Raw genomic sequence first — 23,188 nt, 5'->3', positions numbered from 1 at the left:
AAAAAGCCTTTGCTGCAAGTAGTAAAAGAATGTATTTTGTATGGTATAGACAAACAAATGCTGCCAACAGATTATTTTAGGAAATATCTTTATCGAAAAGATGTTATAAATTACAAGAACTATTTAAGCTTAAAAGAATTTTACCAAATTATTGGTTCTCGAAAAATGGTTTTTCCTGAGGTTACGTCTATTTTAGCGAACAAATTAAGCTTTTATAATCATTGCGTCAATTTAAATATACCAACACCTACTCTAATAAGTTACAACTTTAATATTCGTTGGTTTTGTAACAATGAAATTAAAATAATAACCTCTAAAGAATCTGTTTTACAATTCTTTCAATATGTTTTTAGAGATTCGCAAACTGAAATTCTATTTTTAAAACCGACTCTAGGAGAAGGTGGACAAGGTTGTTTTTTGCTTAAAAAGGAAAATTTAGAGTCTCAAATTGAAAGCATATATTCAGCTTTAATTTCGAACAGCTATGTGCATCAAGCTTATGTTGAACAACACGATACCATTAATGGCATATTTAGCAACTCCGTAAACACGATTAGAATAGACACCTATATAGATATTAATAATGAAGCACACGTACTCTCTGCTCTAATGCGTTTTGGTATGGGTAATACCTTTACCGATAACACACATACTGGAGGTTTTTACATCTCTTTAAATTTAGAATCTGGAAAATTACAAGGTGTAGGCCGGCAGGATATTGTGGAAGGCGGCAAAGAGATTACCCATCATCCAAATAGCCAAGTAGTTTTAGATGGATTTCAAATTCCGTTTTATAAAGAAGCCTTTCAGTTGGCATTAAAAGCTTCAAACGCATTACCAAACCGCATTGTGGGTTGGGATGTAGCTATTACAGACCAAGGACCAATACTACTAGAAGGCAACGAAAGTCCTTCTTTACATGTTACCGATGTGGCTTGCAGTGGTTATTTAAATAACAAGTATATAAAGGAAATACTCCTTGAACTAAAAAAATGAAATCAGCTTTTAAAAAAATATTAGAGTCTCTGCGAAATAAGACATTTTGGTGGGTTGATGCGGCCAAAGGTAGTCCGATAAAAAAGCATTTAATCGATATAAGTGATATTTTAAATAATTTTGATAACACTAAAGAAAAACGATACAAAACCGTAACGCGACTTTTAAAGCATAGTATTAACACCACAGCATTTTATAAAAATCTTAAAATTAATGAATTCGATTTAAAATTATTTCCTGTAATTACTAAAAATATCATTACAGAAAATGAATACCTTTTTAGATCGAACATATTTCTTAATAAAAAAAATATAACACGCTCTACTAGTGGATCTACAGGAACACCATTTAAAGTGATTCATAATAAAAATAAAATCTATAGAAACAGTGCCGATACTATTTATTTTTCTGAATTAGCTGGATTTAAAATTGGATATCAGTTATGGTATTTGAGATATTGGGGGCTGAATTTTAAAAATTCAAACTTTAAAAATTGGGCTCAAAATTTAAAACCTGTTGAAGTGATAAATCTTAATACAGACCGTATTGAAGAACTTATTATAAAAATAAAGAAAAACCCAGGTAATAAAGGATGGTTAGGCTTCCCTTCTGCTTTTGAGCAAATTTGTAAATTTCTAGATCAAGAAAAATCGCAACCTATTGATGCTAATTTCAAATTTATTATTGGCATGGCAGAAGGTATTAACGATTATACCAAGGAGCGGATGAGTTATTATTTTAAATGCCCTATGGTTTCACGTTATTCTAATATGGAAAATGGTATTCTGGCTCAGCAAATGGCAAACAAAACGGAATATACAATCAATTGGGCATCATACCATATTGAAATATTAAATTTACATAACAATGAACAGGCTCCAAAAGGTGCTTTAGGAAGAATTGTAGTTACCGATTTGTTTAGTTACGCTATGCCATTAATTAGATATGATACAGGTGATATTGGAGCCATAGATTTTTCGGTTAATCCACCAACTTTAAAAAATATTGCAGGTAGAACAACGGATACAATATACAATACCAATGGAGAGATTGTTTCTTCATTTATTATGATTAATAGTGTCCGTTTTGATGGGATAAAACAAATTCAACTCATACAGGAAAGCAAAACAAATTATACCATAAAGTTAAATTGTTCTGATGTTTTTAGCGATGACAAAGGCCTTAGAGACAAATTTAAAAGTTTTCTTGGAGATAATGCTGAAATAAATGTTGAGTTCGTTAATGAAATCCCTTTACTTTCTTCTGGAAAACGAAAAATGACCCTGAATAACTATATTAATCGATAAATTGATATTCTACAGATTTTATTTATACTTTTAAAGTCTTTAACTGCAAAAAAAAAAATATTTTTCATATTTATGTCGAATAATATAAGTCCTAAAAAAGGTTATGGATCATTTTTTTCATACGTCGATCCAAAATTAAGCTATTTGGCAACTTCAGAAAATAGTTTTCATCCCGAGAATAACAAACTGTTTTATACGGGTAGGCACGCCATAAAATATGTTATAGAAACTATTAAATTAGATTTAGAAATTAATACGTTTTGGTTACCGGAATATTATTGCCAACATGTAGCACATTGGCTAAAAAGCAACTACAATAATATTAAAACTTATAAAGTAGATCCTGCTGACCCAGATTTTATTATTGATGGTAACCGTTTTATTCAACCTAATGATGTTGTTTTAGTTAATAATTTTTGGGGTATTTCAAAATGCAATTTTAGCTGTAATACTAAAAGTATAATAATTGAAGATCATTCTCATGGTTGGCTAAGTACATCTTGCATTAATAGTAAGGCCGATTTCTGTGTGGCCTCCTTGCGTAAATCGGTACCTGCTCCCCTAGGTGGCATGGCATGGAAACCCAACGGTGAAGCTTTAAAAAAATTAGACTTAGAAGCTTCTGGTATTTTCACCAATATATGGAACACGACTGCTTTGGCTATGCAAAAAAAGCATACTTTCGAAAAAGAAGATAATGACAGTGACGATTTAAAAAACGAGTTTTTAGTTTTAATTAATGATGCTGAAAATAAAATGCACCACAATTATGACCTTGTAGAACTTAGTAAAGCCAATAAAGATACTTTAACAGACTATTTGAAAGTTAACTACTTGCAATTAAAAACCGATAATTACCAAAAGTTAATGCTTTTATTAAAAGATAATAAAAATTTTAAAGTATTAAATAATATGGAAACTCCATTTGGTTTAACGGTACATTTTGATGAAATAACGTTTATGAATAACTTTAAGAATCATCTGGTTTCGAACAACATATACCCTTCCTTATTATGGCCAAATAACCCAGTTGAATATGGATTCTTTTTAAATATTCATATAGATTATAGGTATAATGAAAACAACATGACTTATATAAGCCAAATTATTAACCAATTCTAAAGACGAAATATTTCTTTACATTAAAATATTTTCGACTTTTATAATAAAAATTGCACTTCAAGTTTACTAAATTAATAATAACGATAATATTTAAACATAAACGTGTTTTTATTTAAATGCTAAGAAAAATACAATACTTTTGAGCCTGAATTGGGCTGCATATTCAGCCTCCACTTCAATTAATTTTAAAAAAAACTAATGTACCTTATAATTAAAAGATTTTTAGACTTTATAATTGCTTTTACAGCCTTACTTCTACTATCTCCTGTTTTTTTCGTGGTTTTTATTTGCTTAATGATATCTAACGGTGGAAAAGCGTTTTTCTATCAAGAACGCCCTGGTAAAAATGAAAAGGTTTTCAAAATTATTAAGTTTAAAACCATGAACGATAAGAAAGATGCTAATGGCGAATTTCTAGCTTTTGATAAACGCGTAACTAAAATAGGCTCGTTTATTAGAAAATATTCCTTAGACGAAATCCCACAGTTAATTAATGTACTTAAAGGTGATATGAGTTTAGTTGGTCCTCGACCGCTTTTAACCGATTATTTACCATTGTATAATGAAGAACAAAAAAAGCGTCATAATGTAAAACCAGGTATTACGGGTTGGGCACAGGTTAAAGGGCGTAACTCCATTTCATGGAATCAGAAATTTAAATATGATGTTTGGTATATTGAAAATATTTCATTTCTATTAGATTTACAAATATTACTTTTAACAGCAAAAAGACTTGTGATTCCACAAGGTATAAATAACAGCGATGGCCTTAACATGACAACCTTTACTGGTGGTGCTGATGAATAAAACACCTAGAAAAATTATTTAATTGATATTTAAAAATTAGGTGTTTTATGATGTAGGTATTTAATTTCGTGTATTTTTGTAGTAATAAAGTTTCCCTAAAGCCCAACTTAATTTATATTCAAAATGATATTAACACCTGCAGAAAAACCCGGTATTGTAGTTATAGGAGCTTCTGGACATGCCAGCGTTATTATAGACATTATTGAAAGACAAAATAAATATATCATTTTTGGATTAATAGATTCTTTTAAACCTGTTGGAACAAAACTTTTTAGTTACGAGGTTTTAGGAACCGAAGATTGCATTCCTGAGTTAATTAAAAAAAATAAAATTATAGGTGGTATTATAGGGATTGGTGATAATTACGATCGCTATAAAATGCATTTAAAAATTGAATCCTTAAAAGTGAATTTTAAATATGTTAGTGCGGTTCACCCAAATGCTATTATTGGTAAAAATGTGAATATTAAACAAGGAACTGTAGTAATGCCTGGTGCAATTGCTAATGCAAATGCCGAAATTGGAGCATTTTGTATAGTTAATACGGCGGCGTCCTTAGGTCATGATTGTTATATGGAATCCTTTTCAAGTCTAGCTCCTGGCGTTAATGTTGCAGGACACGTATCCATACAAAAATGTAGCTCTATAGGTATTGGGTCTTGCGTAGTTGGAGGTGTTACTATTGGAGCACATACACACATTGGTGCCGGCTCTACCGTTATTAAAGATGTAGGAAACCTTAAAATTGCTTATGGAAATCCTACTAAGGAAATAAGAGACAGAGAAAAACATGAAGGTTACCTCAATAATAAACAAAAAATTCATTTAAAATAATAGATTACTACTTGTATCCTTTTGCTGCTTTATAAGCACCTACTCTATTAAGCCTTTCTATATATTGGAAAATAAACTTTGCTCGAAGTTTTGGACTTAACCTTACCCTTTTCTTTTGGACCGTTAAAAGCAACATCTAATGCTTTATATATTTGAGTATTTACTACTTTACGTCCCGTATAAAAGATAACATCGCTATCGTTAGGAAAAAACGTTTTCTTATAATGATATAAGTTATCATTATCTTCTCTTCCGCCTCCTAAAACATAATATTCATGCCCTTCTTTACGAGCCCAATTCATGACTTCTATTTTCAAGAAATCATTTGGTCTGTAATTAAAATAATCTGACAACGTACCGCCTAGATAAGAATAAAGGGTCGTTCTTAATATCAAAATAAGTTCTACAGAGATAATAACATCATCTTTATAGACAAATGCCAAGGCATAGTTATCACTATTTCTCTTTATAATATTCTTAAAATAATCTAATGAATAGAAATATTCTTTTGCTGCACCAATGCGAGTCATGGTTTTAATATAAACCTGATAAAAATTTTCTACATGTTTTAAACTGGTGCTGTCTTGATTAATTTCAAAACGTAAACCATTAGAAACCGCCTTTCTGTAATTGTTTCTTACTTTAGACTTAAAAGCATCCCATTGTTTCTTTTCATCTTGAATAATATGCCCTTTTACGTTAGACAACGTAGGAACTAATTTACCAGAATAAAATTGATAATTATTATTTAAACTAAACCTAATAAACTCACAAACAACATCGTTTTCTTGATACCATTGATCAACAAGCTTCCAAAATTCTAATAAATAAGCTCTAGATAAATTTTGATCGTATAATGGGCCACTATATCCATAAGGAGAAACGACATCAAAATAAGTTTCACCTGCAACTTTATGATTTATTTCTCTTAATATAAAAGGCATAAGAATCAAAACGTTTCCATCCTCTTCTAATGTAAAATAACACAACTGTTCTTTTTCTTGTTCCTTTAAATATCCTGATATAATTTTATAAAACGGATATATCTCTTTAAATAAACTAACCTTAGAAAGATAGACGCTTAAATCTTGCTCACTTTGTATTTTGCTATAAACTAAGTTCATTAAAATTTTTCGATTTTTTTTAAAATTTCTGGTATTTGCTTTAAGCTATTAATAACAAATAGGGGTTTTAATTTTTCTTCTAAATCGAATGTTTGTTTATGTATATTATCGCCATTATCTCTTAGACAGATACTTATCCAATTTAATGCGTTAGGTGCAATAAAATCTTTTTTAGTATTATCTCCTATATAAATGTACTTATAATTTTTACCGTATTTATCTAAATAAAAGTTAAAATTTTTAACATTTGGTTTTTCTGAACCAAACTCTTCCGATATTATGACTTCGTCGAAAAACTTGGTTAACCCTAACGATTTTAATTTATTTCTTTGTTGAATACTCCTACCATCTGTTATTAAACCAATTTTATAAACCGTTTCTTTTAAAAACGCCAATATATCTTGGTGAGATTTTTTTAAAATAATATCTGGTTCGTGATTTCTATAAATAGATAGTAACGCAGATATGTTTATATCCTCCGATTTAACGAAATCTATAATAGTTTGAAATGGATTATCACCATTGTAATAAGAAGAAATCATTTTATCAAAAATAATTTGCTCCGCAAAACTTGTACTTTCCGAAATGTACCCGGAGATTTCTTTATATGCCGATTTTAAAAAATCAATTTCTTTGTATAATGTATCATCTAAATCAAATACAAATACAATATTATGCTTTATAGTCATGTACCAAAACTTCTTTATCGTAGCGCAACATTAGTAAATTCTCTTCCCAATCTGCCAAATAATCTATCGTGATATCTTCTTCCAACAAATATTCTTGTATCAGCCATTTTGGATAATTAGCTCCAACAAAATAAGACAAGGGATAACCACCACCAAATCGAGCGTTTATTTCTATACCAAAAATTTCATCTGTCTTTTTATGCTTAAAAAACTGAGCAGTTAAACAGCCAATGGCTCCATCTATAAAACTCAATCTTTCTTTTATATAATCCACCAAAGGCCCTTTTTCGGCAACACATTTATTTACTTCACCATCCCTTACTTCTATTCGTTTTCTTGGAACAACACATTTCAAGTCATGGTTTTTATCATAGTATAAATCACAAGTATATTCCTCGAACTCATCATGATCTAAATATTTTAAAAACATTAAATCATCATTTTTAAAATGATATTTAGTTAATTGTTCATGTTTGGTAATAGTGTAGGTATCAATACTTCTACTACCATTTTTTGGCTTTATAAAAATAGGTAATTTATAATCGTACTTCGAGTATTCTTTAGCAATTTGAACATTGTTTTCCTCAAAAAACACGTGAATCTGTCTTTTATCTCGACACATTTCAACAAATTTTTGAGATGCTATTATTGGTTTAATCCCATGTTTTAAAAATTGCTTTTCCTTTTTAGCAAGTAAAAGTAGTTCAGTATCTATGGTTGGAATAATGAGTTTTATCTCGTTTTCTAAACAAACCTTAAGCAAGAGATCAAAATAATCGTCATCACTTACTAAAGGCAATTGAAAAGACCCATCTGATATTTGGCATGCAGCAGATAGCTTAATATTAAAATCTGTTGTCATTACCTTTCCCTTCGGAAATATTTCTTTTAACTCCTTTTGAAAAGCTTCAACTAATGAAACGCGCCTTCCTGCTGATGTAATTAATATATTCATAATAAATATATACCTATGTATAATTTGTTTGTAATAAATTAAATTTCATGCTTACTCTATAAATAAACACTATTTTTTCTATATGTACCCAATGTATTTACGAGAAATACGAGAACTTAGATTCTATATTTAATATTACTACTATTAATTTCAAATAATTTTAATATAAACATTTATCATCTAGGTCTATTAAAATCCATATATTTAGGATAAATATAGCCTAATAATAAAGTCCTTGTCAAAATTATTCTTTGAAATACTTGTTATACGGTCAAATCGTTTGAAATGATATTATATATTACAAATTAATTACTTTTAAAGGTTTTAAAAGCCTTAACAACACAATCGGCAATTAAATTTCTACCATGATTATTCCAATGTTGATCGAAAATTAAAGTTGGAGGTATTTTCGAGTTATTTAAGGATTCACCAAAATCAATATACTTAAAATGATTATTCTCTAAAAATACTAGAAAATCGATAGGTGTTTTGCTCTTATCAATAAGCAACACATACCGCGATTTATCATAACCGTATTTTTCTATTAGCAATTCAAAGTTTTTAATATACTTTAATTGCTTTGCTTGCTTCTCGACAAGCGTCTCCTTTTTAGCAACATTATTATCATTTTTAGCTCCCCCTTTAATCAAGGAAATTATTTTACCAGGAAACTTCTTTGCAGAATCTAAAACACCAATACTTTGTGCATAAACCAATAACTTTATTTTTCTTAAATTTTTATAGAGAGAAGATTCAAGTCGCATACGATCGTGAACAACCTGATATTCGCCTCGAAATAGATCGTCTCGAAACCGAAGCCCTAAAACTACATAATCAATTTTATCAAACGTGTCTTTGTATTGATATAATAAATGAAGTTGATCTGCAAAATCGTAACCAGCATAGCCATATTCGTAAACTTCAACATCCCGTAACTGATTTTCGATTTTTTTACCTACCGAGTCGTAAAAATCTTGATGAAAACCTTGAATAAAAGAATCGCCAACCAAAGCAATTTCTGTTTTAGCTATAGTTGGATTAAACTCACGATAAGAATTAAATCCAGATTTATTAATACGGTATGCCGAAAAATTCTGTCTTCTGTTACCTGTTACCGAATAGCCGTCTTGATTGGGTTCCCACTTCTCCACGCCATATTCATCAATATACCTAGAAGGACTATCTTTTCCTAAGTGAAAAGCTCGAACAAGTAATTCTAATGCTATTAAAATTAGGATGAAATATAGTCCTGATTTAAAAAGTAATTTTTTCATAACTATTAAAATTGAAAATATATAAATGAACGATCTATACCATTATCATAAAAAAGCATCATTACAAAAATCATAATCGTGTAAGTAAAAAACCTAACGTATTTGTTTTTAAAATTGAAAGGTGAACGCTCATCTTTCCTTATAATAAATTCATAACATAAAAACACAATAACAATAACATAATAATCTATCATTCTATAACCGTTTGGATGAAAATAAGTTCCTATTGAGAAATTGCTCATACTACCTAAAAAACTAAAGGCATCGGCTATGGAATTAGATCTAAAAAATATCCAAGAAATTGTTACAGTAAAAAACACACTAAAAATACTTACTAATTCTCGAAAGGATGGTAAAATAGAATTTTGAGCTACAATGGTATCTTTATACTTTGTATTATTTCCTAAAAGTAATACAGGAATAAAAATTAAGGCGTGAACCAATCCCCATAAAATAAATGTCCAATTCGCTCCATGCCATAAACCACTCACTAGAAAAATTATAAATACATTTCTAATAGTTTTAAACTTCCCCTCTCGCGATCCGCCTAGAGGCACGTATATATAAGCTTGAAACCATGAGGATAGTGAAATATGCCAACGCCTCCAAAACTCAGCTATGTTTCTAGAAAAATAAGGAAACTTAAAGTTAGACATTAACTCAATACCAAATAACTTAGCAGTACCAATAGCTATATCTGAATACCCACTAAAATCTCCATAGATCTGAAAGCCAAAAAATATAGCACCTATTAATAATGTAGAGCTCGGGTATGAACCATAATTAGCAAAAATATCATCTACAATAGGGCCTAAAGCATCTGCTATCGCAATCTTTTTAAATAATCCCCAAAGAATTAATTTTAAACCAGAAACAGATTGCGCATAATTAAAAGTACGTTTATTTGTTATTTGAGATAACAAGTTTGATGCGCGCTCTATTGGCCCTGCAACTAATTGTGGAAAAAAACTAACAAACGCCGCAAAAGACAAAAAACTTTTTGTTGGTTTTAACTTTTTATAGTAGATATCGAAAGAATACGACATCGTTTGAAAAGTGTAAAACGAAATACCTACCGGAAGAATAACATTTAAAGTCCAAGTACTTTTTATGTTATAACCAATAGCAGATGCTAAATCGATCCAAGAATCAATAAAAAAGTTATAGTACTTAAAAAAGCCTAATAGACCTATATTAAAAATAACACTACACCAAAGCCATCTTTTCCTTACAGAATTATCATCGGAAGCATATATTTTATTACCAATAATATAATCTACAATAGTACTTAATAAAATTAACGATAGAAACCGCCAATCCCAAATACCATAGAAAAAATAACTTGCTAATAGCAAGAGGATATTTTGTGATTTTAAACTTTTCTTTAGAACAAACCAATAAAGGAGATATACAATAATTAGAAAAATAAAAAATTCGAAAGAATTAAATAACATGAGTTAGTTTTGAATTGATAATAGCCATTCTAGATATTTCAAAAAAAAATATAAATAAAAATTTTTTCTATAAAAAACCTATTCACAGCTACAAAAAATAAGGCATAAAAAAGTCCTTTCTATTTAAACAGAAAGGACTTAACATGTATATATACAATGTGTTACCTACATATCACTGAAAATAGAATGCATTAGTCGCTTTTTGTCGTTAATACTTTCTTCTAAAGATATCATTGTTTCTGTTCTGTAAACACCTTCAATGTCATCCAACATAAAAATAACCTCTTTTGCATGTTCCGTACTTCTCGCTCTAATCTTACAGAAAATATTAAACTTTCCTGTTGTTATATGCGCTACAGTAACATAGGCAATTTCATTAATACGTTCTAACACAAATTTAGTTTGTGAGGTATTGTTTAAATAAACGCCAACATAGGCAATAAACGAATACCCTAATTTTTTATAATCTAGTGTTAAAGACGAACCACGAATAATGCCCGATTCCTCCATTTTTTTTACACGTACATGTACTGTACCTGCAGATATCAATAATTTTTTTGCTATGTCTGTAAACGGAATTCTTGTGTTATCAATTAACATGTCAAGAATTTGGTGATCTATTTCGTCTAACTTTATTTTCCCCATAATTAACTATTCTTAAATAAAAAGCAAAAATAATACATTTTTGTTAATAATTACACACAATATCTGCGTTTTATTACATTAATAATGAAATATTTTGGTTATTGATAATTACGAAAACGTTTTCGCTACCTACTTGCAAATCTTCACCGTTACTATTTAATACATGTAAACCTTTAGCATCAAATTCTTTATGTCCGAAAAAAGCATCTAGGTTTTCAATTTTATCCACTTTTGGCAAAAACTCAATTCTATTGTCAACTAATTTCTCTTGATAAAGAATACCAATATCTAGTTTTCTTTCTTCTGATGAAACTCCGATTTTTACATTTCTAATAATTATATCATAAAAACATTTATCGTTTTCAGGTATTTTAAAATAAGACTCATAATGGTCGCCACTAACACTGTTTTCAGCGATATATATTAAAGATATTATATAAGATGTGTAAATCAACTCTCGAGTAACTTCACGACCATAATCATCCTTATAATGTCCTGCTTCAAATAAAATAGTCGGTATGTTTTCACTTTGAAAGGTGTCCCCAACGCAATTTAAATTGAAAGCATCATCATAAACACCTACTCCATCCGGTATTAACTCCTGCAAAGTCTCATTCATTACACCAATAACCTCCATGGCTCTTTTTCTATTAGGTGTTATTGCACAATCTTTGTCTTGAGCAGGAGCTAAAAACGACACCGTAGCAAGTTTGTTAGTCGTTCCAGCGCTAAAAATAGTACGCTGACCATGTAAATTATAGCAAAAATGTGGTTTAAAGCGTTTAAAAACAGTTCTTAAAACGTTGCTTTCCGGCTGTGTAAGGTTTTGTGCATCTCTATTTAAATCGACTTTATTCGCGTTTATACGCGTATATGCGCTAGCTCCATCTGGATTTAAAATAGGTATTATATATAAGGTACAACTTTCTAAAACGGCGTTTAAACCAGAATCTTTATCTAATAAGGTGTTTAATAAATCGAAAATAGCCTTAGTTGTTGTCGATTCGTTTCCGTGCATTTGCGACCACATTAAGATACGTTTTTCACCTTGTCCAATTTTTAATCCATAGATGGATTCTTTTAAAACCGACTCACCAATAACTTCAACCGTGATATTTTTTTCAAGGTTTTTTAAAAGTGGTTTAATATGATTATTGGTAATATAACGATGTGAAAGACTAGATTCTTTGTGTTTTAAAAACAGGGATTTTATAATGTCTAATTTCATGTGTTTTATTTATGATACAAATGTAAACAATTACTAATTTACAATTGTAAACAAGAAAAAACAAACTATTTGTTTACACTTGTACACAAGTATACCCTTGATTCAACAGGAATTGATGCTTTAAAACACAAAAACTACTTAAACGGCTATAATTCAGGTTATTAAATACTTATTGTTAAAGCTTAACTTATATGTAAAATATGATTTTAACACAAAATAAGATGCAAATCCACATATAATTGTTACATTTGTAACAGTGATTTACAAAAAACACAATTTACAATGATAAACAGCGAAGCATTCATTAAAAGACTCCAAAAAGTAATGGAATACTACGGAGAATCTGCATCTTCTTTTGCTGAAAAAATCAGTGTTCAACGCTCAAGTATATCACATATATTATCTGGCAGAAACAAGCCAAGTTTAGAATTTGTTTTAAAAACCCTTACCGCCTTTCCGGAAGTTGAACTGTATTGGCTAATGAATGGTAAAGGATCTTTTCCTGCGAAAAGCAAAACTGAAGAAGAAACAAAAACACCTTCGCTACCGCCAAATAATAATATTCAAACCCCTCAAAAAACAGATAACATTCAAAATAGCCTCAACCTAAAAGTAGACGCAGACAAAACTATTGAACGTATTGTTGTTTTTTATTCCGACGGAAGTTTTAAAAACTATCAGAATTAAAGTAATTTTGCATTTCAAGATACACTTATGAGATTCTTATACCTTTTACCTTTGCTTTTTCTTTTTAACTGCTACGAAAGCGCACGCAATTGTACAGACTTTAAAACAGGCACCTTCTATAGTGAGGTTTCTATTAATGGAGAATTATTTAAATCGAAGTTTAAAAGAAGTGAAACACTTCAGACGGAAATCTATAACAACAAAACAGATTCATCACAACTGAGATGGATAAACGACTGCGAGGTTGTCTTTAAAACCATAAACCCAAGGAATATGGCGGAACAAAAAGATATTCACTTAAAAATACTAACAACTACCGATTCATCATATACTTATGAATACTCGTACGTTGGGGAAACAAAAAAACAAAAAGGAATTGCTTATAGAGCAGAATAAACCTATGGCAGCGGATACAAGAAAGATTCCACTAAATTAAACTCAACTTCTCTATCCTTGGTTACTCGATAAGTCAAAAAAAGCTCGCCCCAAAATTCACCATCCGAGAAATCGGCAATAATCCATTTGTGGTTTAACATTTTCACTTTATTAATAAGCATACGCCGTCCTTCACTAGAAGCATACGGAATTAACGAATGCTCACCTTTTACCTCGTTTAAAGAATAAAGCTCATCTTTTATAAAAGGAATCAATTCTTCAACATTAAAACCATCACGCTCAAAATAACTTAGTGCATCTTCATTTTTTTCTAAATTAAAATACGAAAGGTTCGAAATTTCAGTATTCAAAACCAAAACAGAATCTTTATACTTATCTACTAGCGCTTTCTGTTTACCTAGTTTATTATTCATTCCTTCAAAAGCATTTTTAGAGCCAACATACTGAAACAGTACAATTAACATTGAAAACACAAACAAGTACATAAAAATCTTTTGCTTCATTGGGTATTATTATAAGTTTAATTCTAATTCATCATAAGCCAAAAACACATGATCAGGAAGTATTTTTTCAACTGCTTCATGAAAACCTAATAAATGACTAATATGAGTTAAATACGCTTTTTCTGGATTTACTTTTTTTATAAAATCTAAAGCTTCTTCTAAGTTAAAATGAGAATGATGCGGCTCAATCCGTAAGGCATTAACAACTAAAACCTTGACATTCTTAATTTTTTCGATTTCCGAATCTTCCACCTTTTTCATATCGGTTAGATAAGCAAAATCATTAAACCTAAAACCAAAAACCTGCAAGCCTCCATGTGTTCCATTTATAGGAATCACTTTTAAACCACCCAACTCAAAAGGTTTGTTTTCAATTTCATTCACGGTAACTTCTGGCGCCCCAGGATACCTATCTTTTGTTTTAAACACATAATCAAAACGTTTTTTCAACTCATTTAGAACACGTTTATGGGCATAAATCGGAATATCACCTTGCCTAAAATAAAAAGGCCTAATATCATCGAACCCTAAAACGTGATCGGAATGTTCATGAGTAAACACAATGGCATTAATCTTATCGCAAGCCGATCTCAACATTTGATATCTAAAATCTGGCCCACAATCCACCACACACGTAAAATCATTCCATTCTACCAAAACCGAAACTCGTAAACGTTTATCTTTTTGATCCGTACTTAAACAAACAGGATGCTTACTACCAATAACCGGAACACCCTGCGATGTACCCGTACCAAGAAATGTAATTTTCAAAAGTGTATATTTTGAAACAAAAATAAACTTATTTTTTTGTTTAGCATACTTATTTAATACCTTTGTCTAGACAGACCTAACCTATATACTATATGGATATTACCATTAAAGGCGATAAAGAGTTTAATGATATTCCTTCGTTAAAATCGAAAGCACTTCGCATAAATTTAAACGAAAATATTTACGGGACATTTGCAGAAATTGGCGCAGGACAAGAAACTTGTCGTCATTTTTTTAGAGCTGGCGGTGCCTCAGGCACTATTGCCAAAGCGATGTCTGCCTATGATAAAGATTTCAGTGATTCCATTTACGGTGTTGAAGATGATGGGCGCTATGTAACCGAAGCTCGATTACGTAAAATGCTTACTCACGAAATGAACCTTATGGAAACAAGGTTAACACGTGAAAAAAATCCGAATAAAATATTTTTTACCTACGCCAATACCGTTGCAACCATAGATTTTGCGAAACAATTTAAAGGCCACGGCTGGGTAGGAATTAAATATCAAGTAGAAGCATCTGGAGATTATAATGAAATTATTCTGCATTTACGCTTTAAAGAAACCGATGCACGTTTACAGCAAGAAACACTTGGTGTTCTAGGAACCAACCTAATTTACGGCGCTTTCTATAAACACAACGAACCTAAAAAATTACTGCGCTATCTATACGACCATCTTGATAAAGATCAAATTGAAATTGATACTATAAACTTTTCAGGACCTGTATTTAAAGATATCGATAACCGTTTAATGAGTTTGCAACTTGTTAAAAACGGCATGACTGATGCTGTAATGTTTGGACCAGATGGAACAAACGTACTTCCCGCTCGTGTATTTTACAAAAAAAATATTTTAGCGCTTCGCGGAAGTTTTAGACCAGTAACTAAAGTTAACATGGCTATGTATGAGAAATCGTACGAAATGTTTATCAAAGAAAATAAAGTCGACAAAGATAAAACCGTTGTTGTTTTTGAAATTACACTTTCTAACTTACGGGCTGAAGGCGAGATTGATGAACAAGATTTTATCGACAGAGCAGATTTATTATGTTCTCTAGGACAATCGGTTATGATATCCAACTTCCAAGAATACTTCAAGGTGGTTGAGTACTTCTCTATCTATACCAAAGCACGTATTGGCCTTGCCATGGGCGTGAGTAATTTAGTTGATATTTTCGACGAAAAATACTATCGTCATTTAAGTGGTGGAATTTTAGAAGCTTTCGGGAAACTATTCTTTAAAGATTTAAAAGTCTATCTATACCCAATGAAAGACACTAAAACTGGAGAATTAATTACCAGTGAGAATTTAAAAGTCTATCCACGTATGAAGGAGCTTTATAAATTCTTTAAATACAATGGAAAAGTTATAGATATTGAAGATTACGACGAAACTATCATGAATATTTTCTCTAGAGAAATCTTAAATAAAATAGCGAATGGAGAACCTGGATGGGAGTCTATGGTTCCTGAAGGGACTGATGATTTAATTAAAGATTATCGATTATTTGGTTATTCCAGAAGACCATTAACCTTAAGTAGAAAACGAAAGTAATACTTCATATAAAAACACAAAAGCAGCTATATTTCAATAATATAGCTGCTTTTTTTATTAACTCAATTTACGCTTACTCTAAAATCTGAGCAGCATGATCTTTAGTTTTTACTTTTTCAATAACGCGCTCAACAACTCCGTTTTCATCAATTAAAAAGGTCATTCTATGAATCCCATCATAAACTTTTCCCATAAACTTTTTCGGTCCCCAAACCCCAAAAGCATTAATTACCGTTTTATCTTCATCTGCTAAAAGCGGAAATGGAAATTCATGCTTATTTTTAAAATTAGATTGTCGTTTTGCAGAATCGGCACTAACACCTAATAAAGCATATCCCTTTTCTTTTAAAACCTCATAATTATCTCTCAAATTACAAGCTTCTACCGTGCAACCTGGTGTACTAGCCTTTGGGTAAAAAAACACGACTAGCTTGTGCCCTTTATAATCGCTTAGCGAAATAGTATTTCCTTGTTCATCTTGTGCCGAAAAATTAGGAACGGCATCACCTTGTTTTAGTGTGTTCATAGTATTAACTTTGATTTCTCAAACAAAAATACAATTTATGACTAAACAAGAAAAGGTAAACTTTGTTATTAATACACTTTATAAAATTTATCCCGAAATCCCTATTCCTTTAGATCATAAAGACCCTTACACCTTACTAATCGCCGTACTTATGTCTGCACAAAGTACCGATGTTCGTGTAAATAAAATCACTCCTATTTTGTTTGAGCAAGCGGATAACCCTTATGATATGGTTAAACTTACCGTAGAAGATATTCGTGAGATTATAAAACCTGTTGGCCTTTCACCTATGAAAAGTAAAGGCATTCATGGGTTATCACAAATATTAATCGATAAATATAATGGCGAAGTACCAAAAACTTACGAAGCCCTAGAAGCCTTGCCAGCCGTGGGGCACAAAACCGCTGCGGTAGTATTATCACAAGCTTTTGGAATACCTGCTTTTCCGGTAGATACTCATATTCATAGATTAATGTATCGTTGGAACTTAACCAACGGAAAAAACGTAGTACAAACCGAGAAAGATGCTAAACGCCTATTCCCTGAAGAACTTTGGAACGAATTGCATCTACAAATTATTTGGTACGGCCGACAATATTCTCCAGCGAGAGGCTGGGATTTAGAAAAAGATATTATTACCAAAACCATTGGTAGACAATCGGTTATTAAAGAGTATTATAAAAATAAAAAAACTTAATTATTAAAAACAGAAGAGTTGGAATAAAAGTTGAATACTATCTTCATTATTTAGTATTTTTACAAACCAACACTAACTAAATAAAACGCTTAAAAAGAAGCCTTTCATTTATAATTTTCTTGTTAAAATTTAAGACGAAAATGCTTCGAATAAAAACTCATTGATAAAATAAAACAAAAAATATAATGTCTACAGCAAAAAAAGAATATAAACGAGTAACAGTAAAGTCATTGATTGACATGAAAAGCCATGGAGAAAAAATATCGATGCTAACTGCTTACGATTATACCATGGCCAAAATTGTTGATGGCGCTGGTGTAGATGTAATTCTCGTCGGAGACTCAGCAAGTAACGTTATGGCTGGCCACGAAACTACATTGCCTATTACTTTAGATCAAATGATTTATCATGCCTCTTCTGTAATTCGCGCCGTTAATCGCGCACTAGTTGTAGTTGATTTACCTTTTGGAAGCTACCAAAGTGATCCAAAAGAAGCTTTACGCTCTGCGATTAGAATTATGAAGGAAAGTGGCGGACACTCTGTAAAACTTGAAGGCGGACGTGAAATTAAAGAATCTATTAAACGCATTATAAATGCAGGAATCCCAGTTATGGGACATTTAGGATTAACACCGCAATCTATCTATAAATTCGGGACTTATACCGTTCGAGCTAAAGAAGAAGAAGAAGCTAAAGCTCTTATTGAAGACGCCAAAGCACTTGAGAAAATTGGTTGTTTTGCTATTGTTCTAGAAAAAGTACCTGCTGCTTTAGCTAAACAAGTAGCCGAAAGTGTTAGTATCCCTATTATCGGTATTGGCGCAGGACATGATGTTGACGGACAAGTTTTAGTGCTTCACGATATGATTGGAATGACGCACGAATTCAATCCAAGGTTTTTGAGACGTTATTTAAATTTATATGAAGACATGACAGGAGCAATCGCTCAATATGTTGACGACGTAAAATCTGTTGATTTCCCTAATGATAGCGAGCAATATTAAAAATTTACTGATTAAAATAGTGATTCCCGAAGCTTGTTTGATTTAAGAAAAATGCACAAAAAAATAATTTCAGATAAAGATAACCTCCAAGTGCTTTATGAAGATAATCATATTATCATCGTAAATAAACGAGCAGGAGATATTGTGCAAGGCGATAAAACGGGAGACAAACCATTAAGTGATGTTGTAAAAGAATACATTGCTCAAAAATACAACAAACCAGGCAACGTCTATTTAGGCGTTGTCCACCGGTTAGATCGTCCTACAACTGGAATTATAGTGTTTTCTAAAACCAGCAAAGCGTTACCAAGATTAAACAAACTTTTTGCAGATAAGGAAGCTAAAAAAACCTATTGGGCTGTAGTAAAAAATGAACCACAAAAAAGCGCAGACACTTTAATTCATTGGTTAAAAAAGAATCCGAAGAACAATAAATCTTACGCATACCCAAAAGAAGTAAAAGAGAGTAAAAAGGCAATTCTTTATTACAAAATCTTGAAGAAATTAGATAGATATATTCTACTTGAAATTAACTTAGAAACAGGCCGACACCACCAAATACGTTCGCAATTATCAACCATTGGTTGCCAGATAAAAGGTGATTTAAAATACGGATTTGATAGAAGTAACAAAGATGCTAGCATCCATTTACACGCGCGTCACTTAAGCTTTATTCACCCTGTAAAAAAGGAAATTATCGAAGTAACTGCACCTTTACCTAAAGATCCAGTTTGGGATGCGTGTATAACTTAAAATCAATTAATTACCTGTTTAAAAAAAATCAGCATCTTGAAAAATATTTTAGAAATAATCGCCAATCAAAAACTTTTTTTCAATACTGAAAAAACAAAATCTATTGATTACCGAATTTCACTTTTAAAAACCTTAAAACAAGAATTACTTCACAACGAGAAAGCTGTTTTCGACGCCCTATACAAAGACTTTAAAAAATCGGAATTCGAGACCTATCTCAGCGAATACAGCATGGTGATGTCTCAATTAAATTTGGTTATTAAAAACCTGAAAAAATGGGCGAAACCAGAACGTGTAAAAAGTTCTTTACTCCTGTTTCCAGCAAGTAGTTTTATTTACAAAGCACCTTACGGGAGTGTTTTAATTATATCTCCCTGGAACTACCCATTTATTCTTGCTCTAGAACCACTAATTCTTGCTATAGCAGCAGGAAATACCGTTGTTTTAAAACCAAGTGAGCTAACACCAAACACTTCTGGACTTGTCTCTAAAATAATAACAAAAGTATTTCCAGAAAATCTCGTTGCCAGTATAGAAGGCGGTGTAGATGTTGCTACTGAATTACTTAACCAACGTTGGGATTATATTTTCTTTACAGGAAGTGTTTCTGTTGGAAAAATTATAGCAAGAGCCGCCGCAAAACACCTAACACCAGTTACTTTAGAGCTAGGTGGAAAATCGCCATGTATAATCGACGATTCTACCGATTTAAAACTCGCAGCAAAACGTATTGTTTGGGGCAAATTCTTAAATGCCGGACAAACCTGTATTGCTCCAGATTATATTTTAGTAAAACAGCATTCTAAAATTGACCTTGTAAAATTTTTAATTGAAGAAATAAAACAAGCTTATACTGAAAACATTAAAACTTCAGAAGATTTCCCGAGAATTATAAACAAAAAAAATACGCAACGTTTAGCTAATATGCTGGACAATGAAACTATTCTTTTTGGCGGTGAAGTCGATGAAGACACCTGCTACATATCACCTACTTTACTTGATGAACCAGATTTGGAAAGCGCATCAATGCAAGAAGAAATTTTCGGACCTATTCTACCTATTCTTTCTTATGAAACCGAACAGGATATTGAAAACATAATTTCTAAGTACGAAAAACCATTAGCTTTTTATGTTTTCTCAAAAAACAAAGCTTTTTCCGAAGGTTTAATTAGTAAATTTAGTTTTGGCGGTGGCGTGGTAAATGATACTTTAATGCATTTTGGAAACGACAAACTACCTTTTGGAGGCGTTGGTTTCAGTGGCATTGGGAGTTACCATGGTAAGTTTGGCTTCGATACGTTTTCGCATCAAAAATCTATTGTAAAACGAAAAACTTGGATAGATCCTCCGGTACGGTATGCACCTTATTCTGGAAAATTAAAACTGATAAAAGCATTTTTTAAATACTTCACTTAAACAATTTGTGTTAGCGGATAATCTATAGTTAAAGTAACACCCTCTCCAGGTTGCGACTGCAAATCTAGATTAGCATGAATTAAGGCTGCACGACTTTTCATATTAATTAAACCCGAACCTTTTTCAACTGTTTCCATATCGAAACCTTTCCCATCATCTTTAGCTATAATTCTAAAATTATCGACTGTATACTCTAAAATTATATTTAAATTTTTGGCTTCGGAATATTTTACTGAATTCGATAAAAACTCTTGCAGAATTCTAAATACAATAATTTCGTGCTTTCTATCTTTAAACTCAACCTTCTCACCCACTAATTTTAATTCGGCAGAAGTGAATTTCATTTTTTTAAGTCGGTTTAGCTCATTGGTAATCGACTTTTCGAAACCAATATTTAAAACTACTTCATTATTCAAGGTCCTAGAAAGTGCGCGAACTTCAGATAAACTCTCTTTTAAGGCTTCCGTTGTGTCTTTAAATTTATCACGAACATCACTATCGACCTGCATTTTCAAAATACTTAATTGCATACTCGCAAAGGATAATAATTGCCCAACATTGTCATGCAATTCCCATCCAATATTTTTTAAAGTCTGCTCTTGCGTTTCAGTTTGTGCTTGGGTTATTTCTTCTTCAAAAGCCTGTTTTTGCTTAACTCTATCTAAAAGTAATTTATTTTTTCGTTTTAAAAACACTACAAAAAATACAATAACTAAAGCAGTTACAGTAACCAACACGCCTATCATGTAGATTAATAAATAACGCTCGGCAGCAGTAGAAGCTTTTTCAGCTTGTAATAGTAGGCATAAAAAATTATTCATCTATTAATTGAGGTTTAGAAATAAGTAAGCCAATAGTAAAACAAGTATACATAAAAATGTTGGAACACGCCATTATTATCCTATTGAGATACACATAATGCATATCGTTTTCGTGATAATATTCTGAATAAATTTGCAAAGGAATAGTCACTAACCACCAAACTAATATAGTTGAAGCAATATAGAAATTAATATTAAAGTAAAAATCAAGAATTTTTTCGGTTAACAATAGTTCTAAAAAAAACAGCGCTACACATCCAACAACAATTACGGTGTTTAAGTAATCTAGAACTAAAAAATGAACATCAAAAAACCTGTCTGAATCTATGATTAACAAAACCACAACAATTAATAAAAACATGTATCGAGCATATTTTAAAACTAATTTGAAAGCTTTAATTTTTAATGTTTTCTGAAAATAAAAACTAAAAAAACAAGCACTAGCAATAACCCAAAAAAACATATAAAACCAATAATTACTGCTAAATTTGGTGTGTTCTATCCATTCAAAATATTTTATTTTAAATAAAAATAATGGAAATCGAGAGACTACCTCAACAAAGAACACATAGATTAGAAAGTAGTTAAAATAACGGTTATAGCTATTTTTATATTTTTTTATAAGCAAAAACGCAACCAAAGCCGTCACCGCTAAGTTGAAGTAATACACATATTGCAAAACACTAGCTACCTCGGAGTTCATCACTGTTTCTAAATAATTTGAAATTAAAAATTCACAGTAATCATTTTACATGTAAACTATTTAACAGGAGCAAGTTATCAGTTTTACCTAAAGTTATTTAATAGGTGTTTGGGATGGTTACTAACAAGACTAATGTATTAAATTTCTGTTATTTATAAGTAAAAAAAGACAAAAAAAATTTCATATTAATAAATAAAATCTACTCACTCAAATCGTCAAATTCAGGTTTACAAAAAATTAAAGCAAAAATAAAAATACCATACATGCAAACATTAGCAATTAAATAAATTTGCCATCTTAAAAAGATAAAATCCCAATCTAAATGGCTCATATATAAATCGTAAAACACCAAAGGTGTAATAATGAGCCACCAAATAAAAACAGCAAAACTAATATAGAAATTTAACGATTTATAAAAGGTGAGTATTTTATCGCTTTTTAACACTTCTATAAAATAACAAACTGTACATAAAAAAATAATAAAAGCCCCAAAAACACTAATAGAAGGAAAAAACATTCTAAAATAATCGTCCCAATTAAAAGCAATATAGCTTATTGAAAACAGCAAAAAGCTAAAAGCAGCTATTTTAACTAGCTTCTTAAAAAGAACTGTTTTCAAAACTCTATGATAATAAAATGCAAAAAATACAATAGCCCCAATTTTCCAATACAAAGTGGTCCACCAATAGTTTTTAACAAACACCGTACCTTGTAAAAAACTAAACAGCCCGCAATCTTTGATGTAACGTGGATAATTTGATATAAAATCGCATAAGGTTAAATACACCAAAAAGTATATAAAAAATTTAGCAGCTGTAGGTTTATACTTTTTTAAAAAAAATAAACCTGTAACAGCTGCTAAAACTTCAACTCCGGTTGTAATAAGGAATTTATAGGCTAATAAAAATTCGTCCATGACG

At 30.9% G+C, this 23,188-nt stretch carries 25 protein-coding genes; 12 read left to right on the top strand and 13 right to left on the bottom strand.

Features of this window, described 5'->3' with window-relative positions; all coding sequences use genetic code 11:
• The first annotated feature begins 9 nt into the window (after positions 1-9).
• The 5 genes from GQR97_RS15330 to GQR97_RS15310 all read left to right on the top strand — a co-directional run bounded on the left by GQR97_RS15330 (position 10) and on the right by GQR97_RS15310 (position 5,066).
• Positions 10-996 carry a sugar-transfer associated ATP-grasp domain-containing protein gene (locus GQR97_RS15330; RefSeq protein WP_158849947.1) on the top strand — a complete coding sequence of 329 codons (987 nt, stop codon included), beginning with the start codon at positions 10-12 and terminating at the stop codon, positions 994-996.
• Complete coding sequence (locus tag GQR97_RS15325) at positions 993-2,303, top strand: CoF synthetase (RefSeq protein ID WP_158849945.1); 1,311 nt, start codon at positions 993-995, stop codon at positions 2,301-2,303. The genes GQR97_RS15330 and GQR97_RS15325 overlap by 4 nt, the downstream gene beginning before the upstream one ends.
• A 72-nt stretch (positions 2,304-2,375) precedes the next feature.
• On the top strand, positions 2,376-3,425 hold the full coding sequence (locus GQR97_RS15320) for a hypothetical protein (RefSeq protein WP_158849943.1): 1,050 nt from the start codon (positions 2,376-2,378) through the stop codon (positions 3,423-3,425).
• 198 nt (positions 3,426-3,623) lie between these two features.
• The gene (locus GQR97_RS15315; RefSeq protein WP_158849941.1) at positions 3,624-4,232 is read left to right on the top strand and encodes a sugar transferase; all 609 of its coding nucleotides are present in this window, start codon (positions 3,624-3,626) and stop codon (positions 4,230-4,232) included.
• A 123-nt stretch (positions 4,233-4,355) separates the two neighbouring features.
• Positions 4,356-5,066, top strand: coding sequence for an acetyltransferase (locus tag GQR97_RS15310; protein WP_158849939.1), 711 nt, complete (start codon positions 4,356-4,358; stop codon positions 5,064-5,066).
• 47 nt (positions 5,067-5,113) lie between these two features.
• Here GQR97_RS15310 and GQR97_RS15305 read toward each other — a convergent pair whose 3' ends face one another.
• The 7 genes from GQR97_RS15305 to GQR97_RS15275 all read right to left on the bottom strand — a co-directional run bounded on the left by GQR97_RS15305 (position 5,114) and on the right by GQR97_RS15275 (position 12,435).
• Complete coding sequence (locus GQR97_RS15305; protein WP_158849937.1) at positions 5,114-6,190, bottom strand: GNAT family N-acetyltransferase; 1,077 nt, start codon at positions 6,188-6,190, stop codon at positions 5,114-5,116.
• Positions 6,190-6,879: an HAD family hydrolase gene (locus GQR97_RS15300; RefSeq protein WP_158849935.1), complete on the bottom strand. Its 690-nt coding sequence runs from the start codon at positions 6,877-6,879 to the stop codon at positions 6,190-6,192. The genes GQR97_RS15305 and GQR97_RS15300 overlap by 1 nt, the downstream gene beginning before the upstream one ends.
• Positions 6,863-7,834, bottom strand: coding sequence for an ATP-grasp domain-containing protein (locus GQR97_RS15295; protein WP_158849933.1), 972 nt, complete (start codon positions 7,832-7,834; stop codon positions 6,863-6,865). The genes GQR97_RS15300 and GQR97_RS15295 overlap by 17 nt, the downstream gene beginning before the upstream one ends.
• 305 nt (positions 7,835-8,139) lie before the next feature.
• Positions 8,140-9,108 carry a hypothetical protein gene (locus GQR97_RS15290; protein ID WP_158849931.1) on the bottom strand — a complete coding sequence of 323 codons (969 nt, stop codon included), beginning with the start codon at positions 9,106-9,108 and terminating at the stop codon, positions 8,140-8,142.
• A 5-nt stretch (positions 9,109-9,113) separates the two neighbouring features.
• Positions 9,114-10,463 carry an MBOAT family O-acyltransferase gene (locus tag GQR97_RS15285; RefSeq protein WP_306799986.1) on the bottom strand — a complete coding sequence of 450 codons (1,350 nt, stop codon included), beginning with the start codon at positions 10,461-10,463 and terminating at the stop codon, positions 9,114-9,116.
• A 264-nt stretch (positions 10,464-10,727) separates the two neighbouring features.
• Positions 10,728-11,207 carry an Lrp/AsnC family transcriptional regulator gene (locus tag GQR97_RS15280; RefSeq protein WP_158849927.1) on the bottom strand — a complete coding sequence of 160 codons (480 nt, stop codon included), beginning with the start codon at positions 11,205-11,207 and terminating at the stop codon, positions 10,728-10,730.
• A 73-nt stretch (positions 11,208-11,280) separates the two neighbouring features.
• On the bottom strand, positions 11,281-12,435 hold the full coding sequence (locus GQR97_RS15275; RefSeq protein WP_158849925.1) for a M14 family zinc carboxypeptidase: 1,155 nt from the start codon (positions 12,433-12,435) through the stop codon (positions 11,281-11,283).
• A gap of 282 nt (positions 12,436-12,717) precedes the next feature.
• On the opposite strand from GQR97_RS15275, the gene GQR97_RS15270 reads away from it, so the two are divergent.
• Positions 12,718-13,122 (top strand): helix-turn-helix domain-containing protein, encoded by a 405-nt coding sequence (locus GQR97_RS15270; protein WP_158849923.1) that lies wholly within the window; start codon positions 12,718-12,720, stop codon positions 13,120-13,122.
• 27 nt (positions 13,123-13,149) lie between these two features.
• Positions 13,150-13,518 (top strand): DNA topoisomerase IV, encoded by a 369-nt coding sequence (locus tag GQR97_RS15265; protein ID WP_158849921.1) that lies wholly within the window; start codon positions 13,150-13,152, stop codon positions 13,516-13,518.
• 2 nt (positions 13,519-13,520) lie between these two features.
• Here the strand turns inward: GQR97_RS15265 and GQR97_RS15260 are convergent, their stop codons facing one another.
• Both GQR97_RS15260 and GQR97_RS15255 read right to left on the bottom strand, forming a co-directional pair.
• Positions 13,521-14,021, bottom strand: a complete 501-nt coding sequence (locus GQR97_RS15260) for a hydrolase (protein ID WP_158849919.1) — start codon at positions 14,019-14,021, stop codon at positions 13,521-13,523.
• Between the two features lie 9 nt (positions 14,022-14,030).
• Positions 14,031-14,792 (bottom strand): MBL fold metallo-hydrolase, encoded by a 762-nt coding sequence (locus GQR97_RS15255; protein WP_158849917.1) that lies wholly within the window; start codon positions 14,790-14,792, stop codon positions 14,031-14,033.
• A 92-nt stretch (positions 14,793-14,884) separates the two neighbouring features.
• On the opposite strand from GQR97_RS15255, the gene GQR97_RS15250 reads away from it, so the two are divergent.
• Positions 14,885-16,348 (top strand): TonB-dependent receptor, encoded by a 1,464-nt coding sequence (locus tag GQR97_RS15250; RefSeq protein WP_158849915.1) that lies wholly within the window; start codon positions 14,885-14,887, stop codon positions 16,346-16,348.
• 73 nt (positions 16,349-16,421) lie between these two features.
• On the opposite strand, the gene bcp is transcribed toward GQR97_RS15250, so the two are convergent.
• Positions 16,422-16,874: a thioredoxin-dependent thiol peroxidase gene (bcp, locus tag GQR97_RS15245; protein WP_158849913.1), complete on the bottom strand. Its 453-nt coding sequence runs from the start codon at positions 16,872-16,874 to the stop codon at positions 16,422-16,424.
• A 37-nt stretch (positions 16,875-16,911) separates the two neighbouring features.
• On the opposite strand from bcp, the gene GQR97_RS15240 reads away from it, so the two are divergent.
• The 4 genes from GQR97_RS15240 to GQR97_RS15225 all read left to right on the top strand — a co-directional run bounded on the left by GQR97_RS15240 (position 16,912) and on the right by GQR97_RS15225 (position 20,744).
• On the top strand, positions 16,912-17,571 hold the full coding sequence (locus GQR97_RS15240; protein WP_158849911.1) for an endonuclease III domain-containing protein: 660 nt from the start codon (positions 16,912-16,914) through the stop codon (positions 17,569-17,571).
• Between the two features lie 185 nt (positions 17,572-17,756).
• Entirely contained in the window at positions 17,757-18,575 is an 819-nt protein-coding gene (gene panB / locus GQR97_RS15235; protein WP_158849909.1) for a 3-methyl-2-oxobutanoate hydroxymethyltransferase, read from the top strand.
• 51 nt (positions 18,576-18,626) lie between these two features.
• Positions 18,627-19,328 carry an RluA family pseudouridine synthase gene (locus GQR97_RS15230; protein ID WP_158849907.1) on the top strand — a complete coding sequence of 234 codons (702 nt, stop codon included), beginning with the start codon at positions 18,627-18,629 and terminating at the stop codon, positions 19,326-19,328.
• 45 nt (positions 19,329-19,373) lie between these two features.
• Entirely contained in the window at positions 19,374-20,744 is a 1,371-nt protein-coding gene (locus GQR97_RS15225) for an aldehyde dehydrogenase (protein WP_410488950.1), read from the top strand.
• Here GQR97_RS15225 and GQR97_RS15220 read toward each other — a convergent pair.
• The 3 genes from GQR97_RS15220 to GQR97_RS15210 form a co-directional block, all read right to left on the bottom strand.
• Entirely contained in the window at positions 20,741-21,565 is an 825-nt protein-coding gene (locus tag GQR97_RS15220) for a sensor histidine kinase (RefSeq protein ID WP_158849903.1), read from the bottom strand. The genes GQR97_RS15225 and GQR97_RS15220 overlap by 4 nt on opposite strands.
• The gene (locus GQR97_RS15215) at positions 21,558-21,926 is read right to left on the bottom strand and encodes a hypothetical protein (protein WP_158849901.1); all 369 of its coding nucleotides are present in this window, start codon (positions 21,924-21,926) and stop codon (positions 21,558-21,560) included. Before GQR97_RS15215 ends, GQR97_RS15220 begins: the two co-directional genes overlap by 8 nt.
• Positions 21,927-22,467: 541 nt before the next feature.
• A complete protein-coding gene (locus GQR97_RS15210; RefSeq protein WP_158849899.1) occupies positions 22,468-23,184 on the bottom strand; it encodes a hypothetical protein in 717 nt (238 codons plus the stop codon).
• Positions 23,185-23,188 lie beyond the last annotated feature (4 nt).

The organism is Algibacter sp. L1A34, from assembly GCF_009796805.1.
GTDB lineage: Bacteria > Bacteroidota > Bacteroidia > Flavobacteriales > Flavobacteriaceae > Algibacter.
Note: the sequence above shows the minus strand (reverse complement) of the source record. Positions and strands in the feature narration are given on the sequence as shown.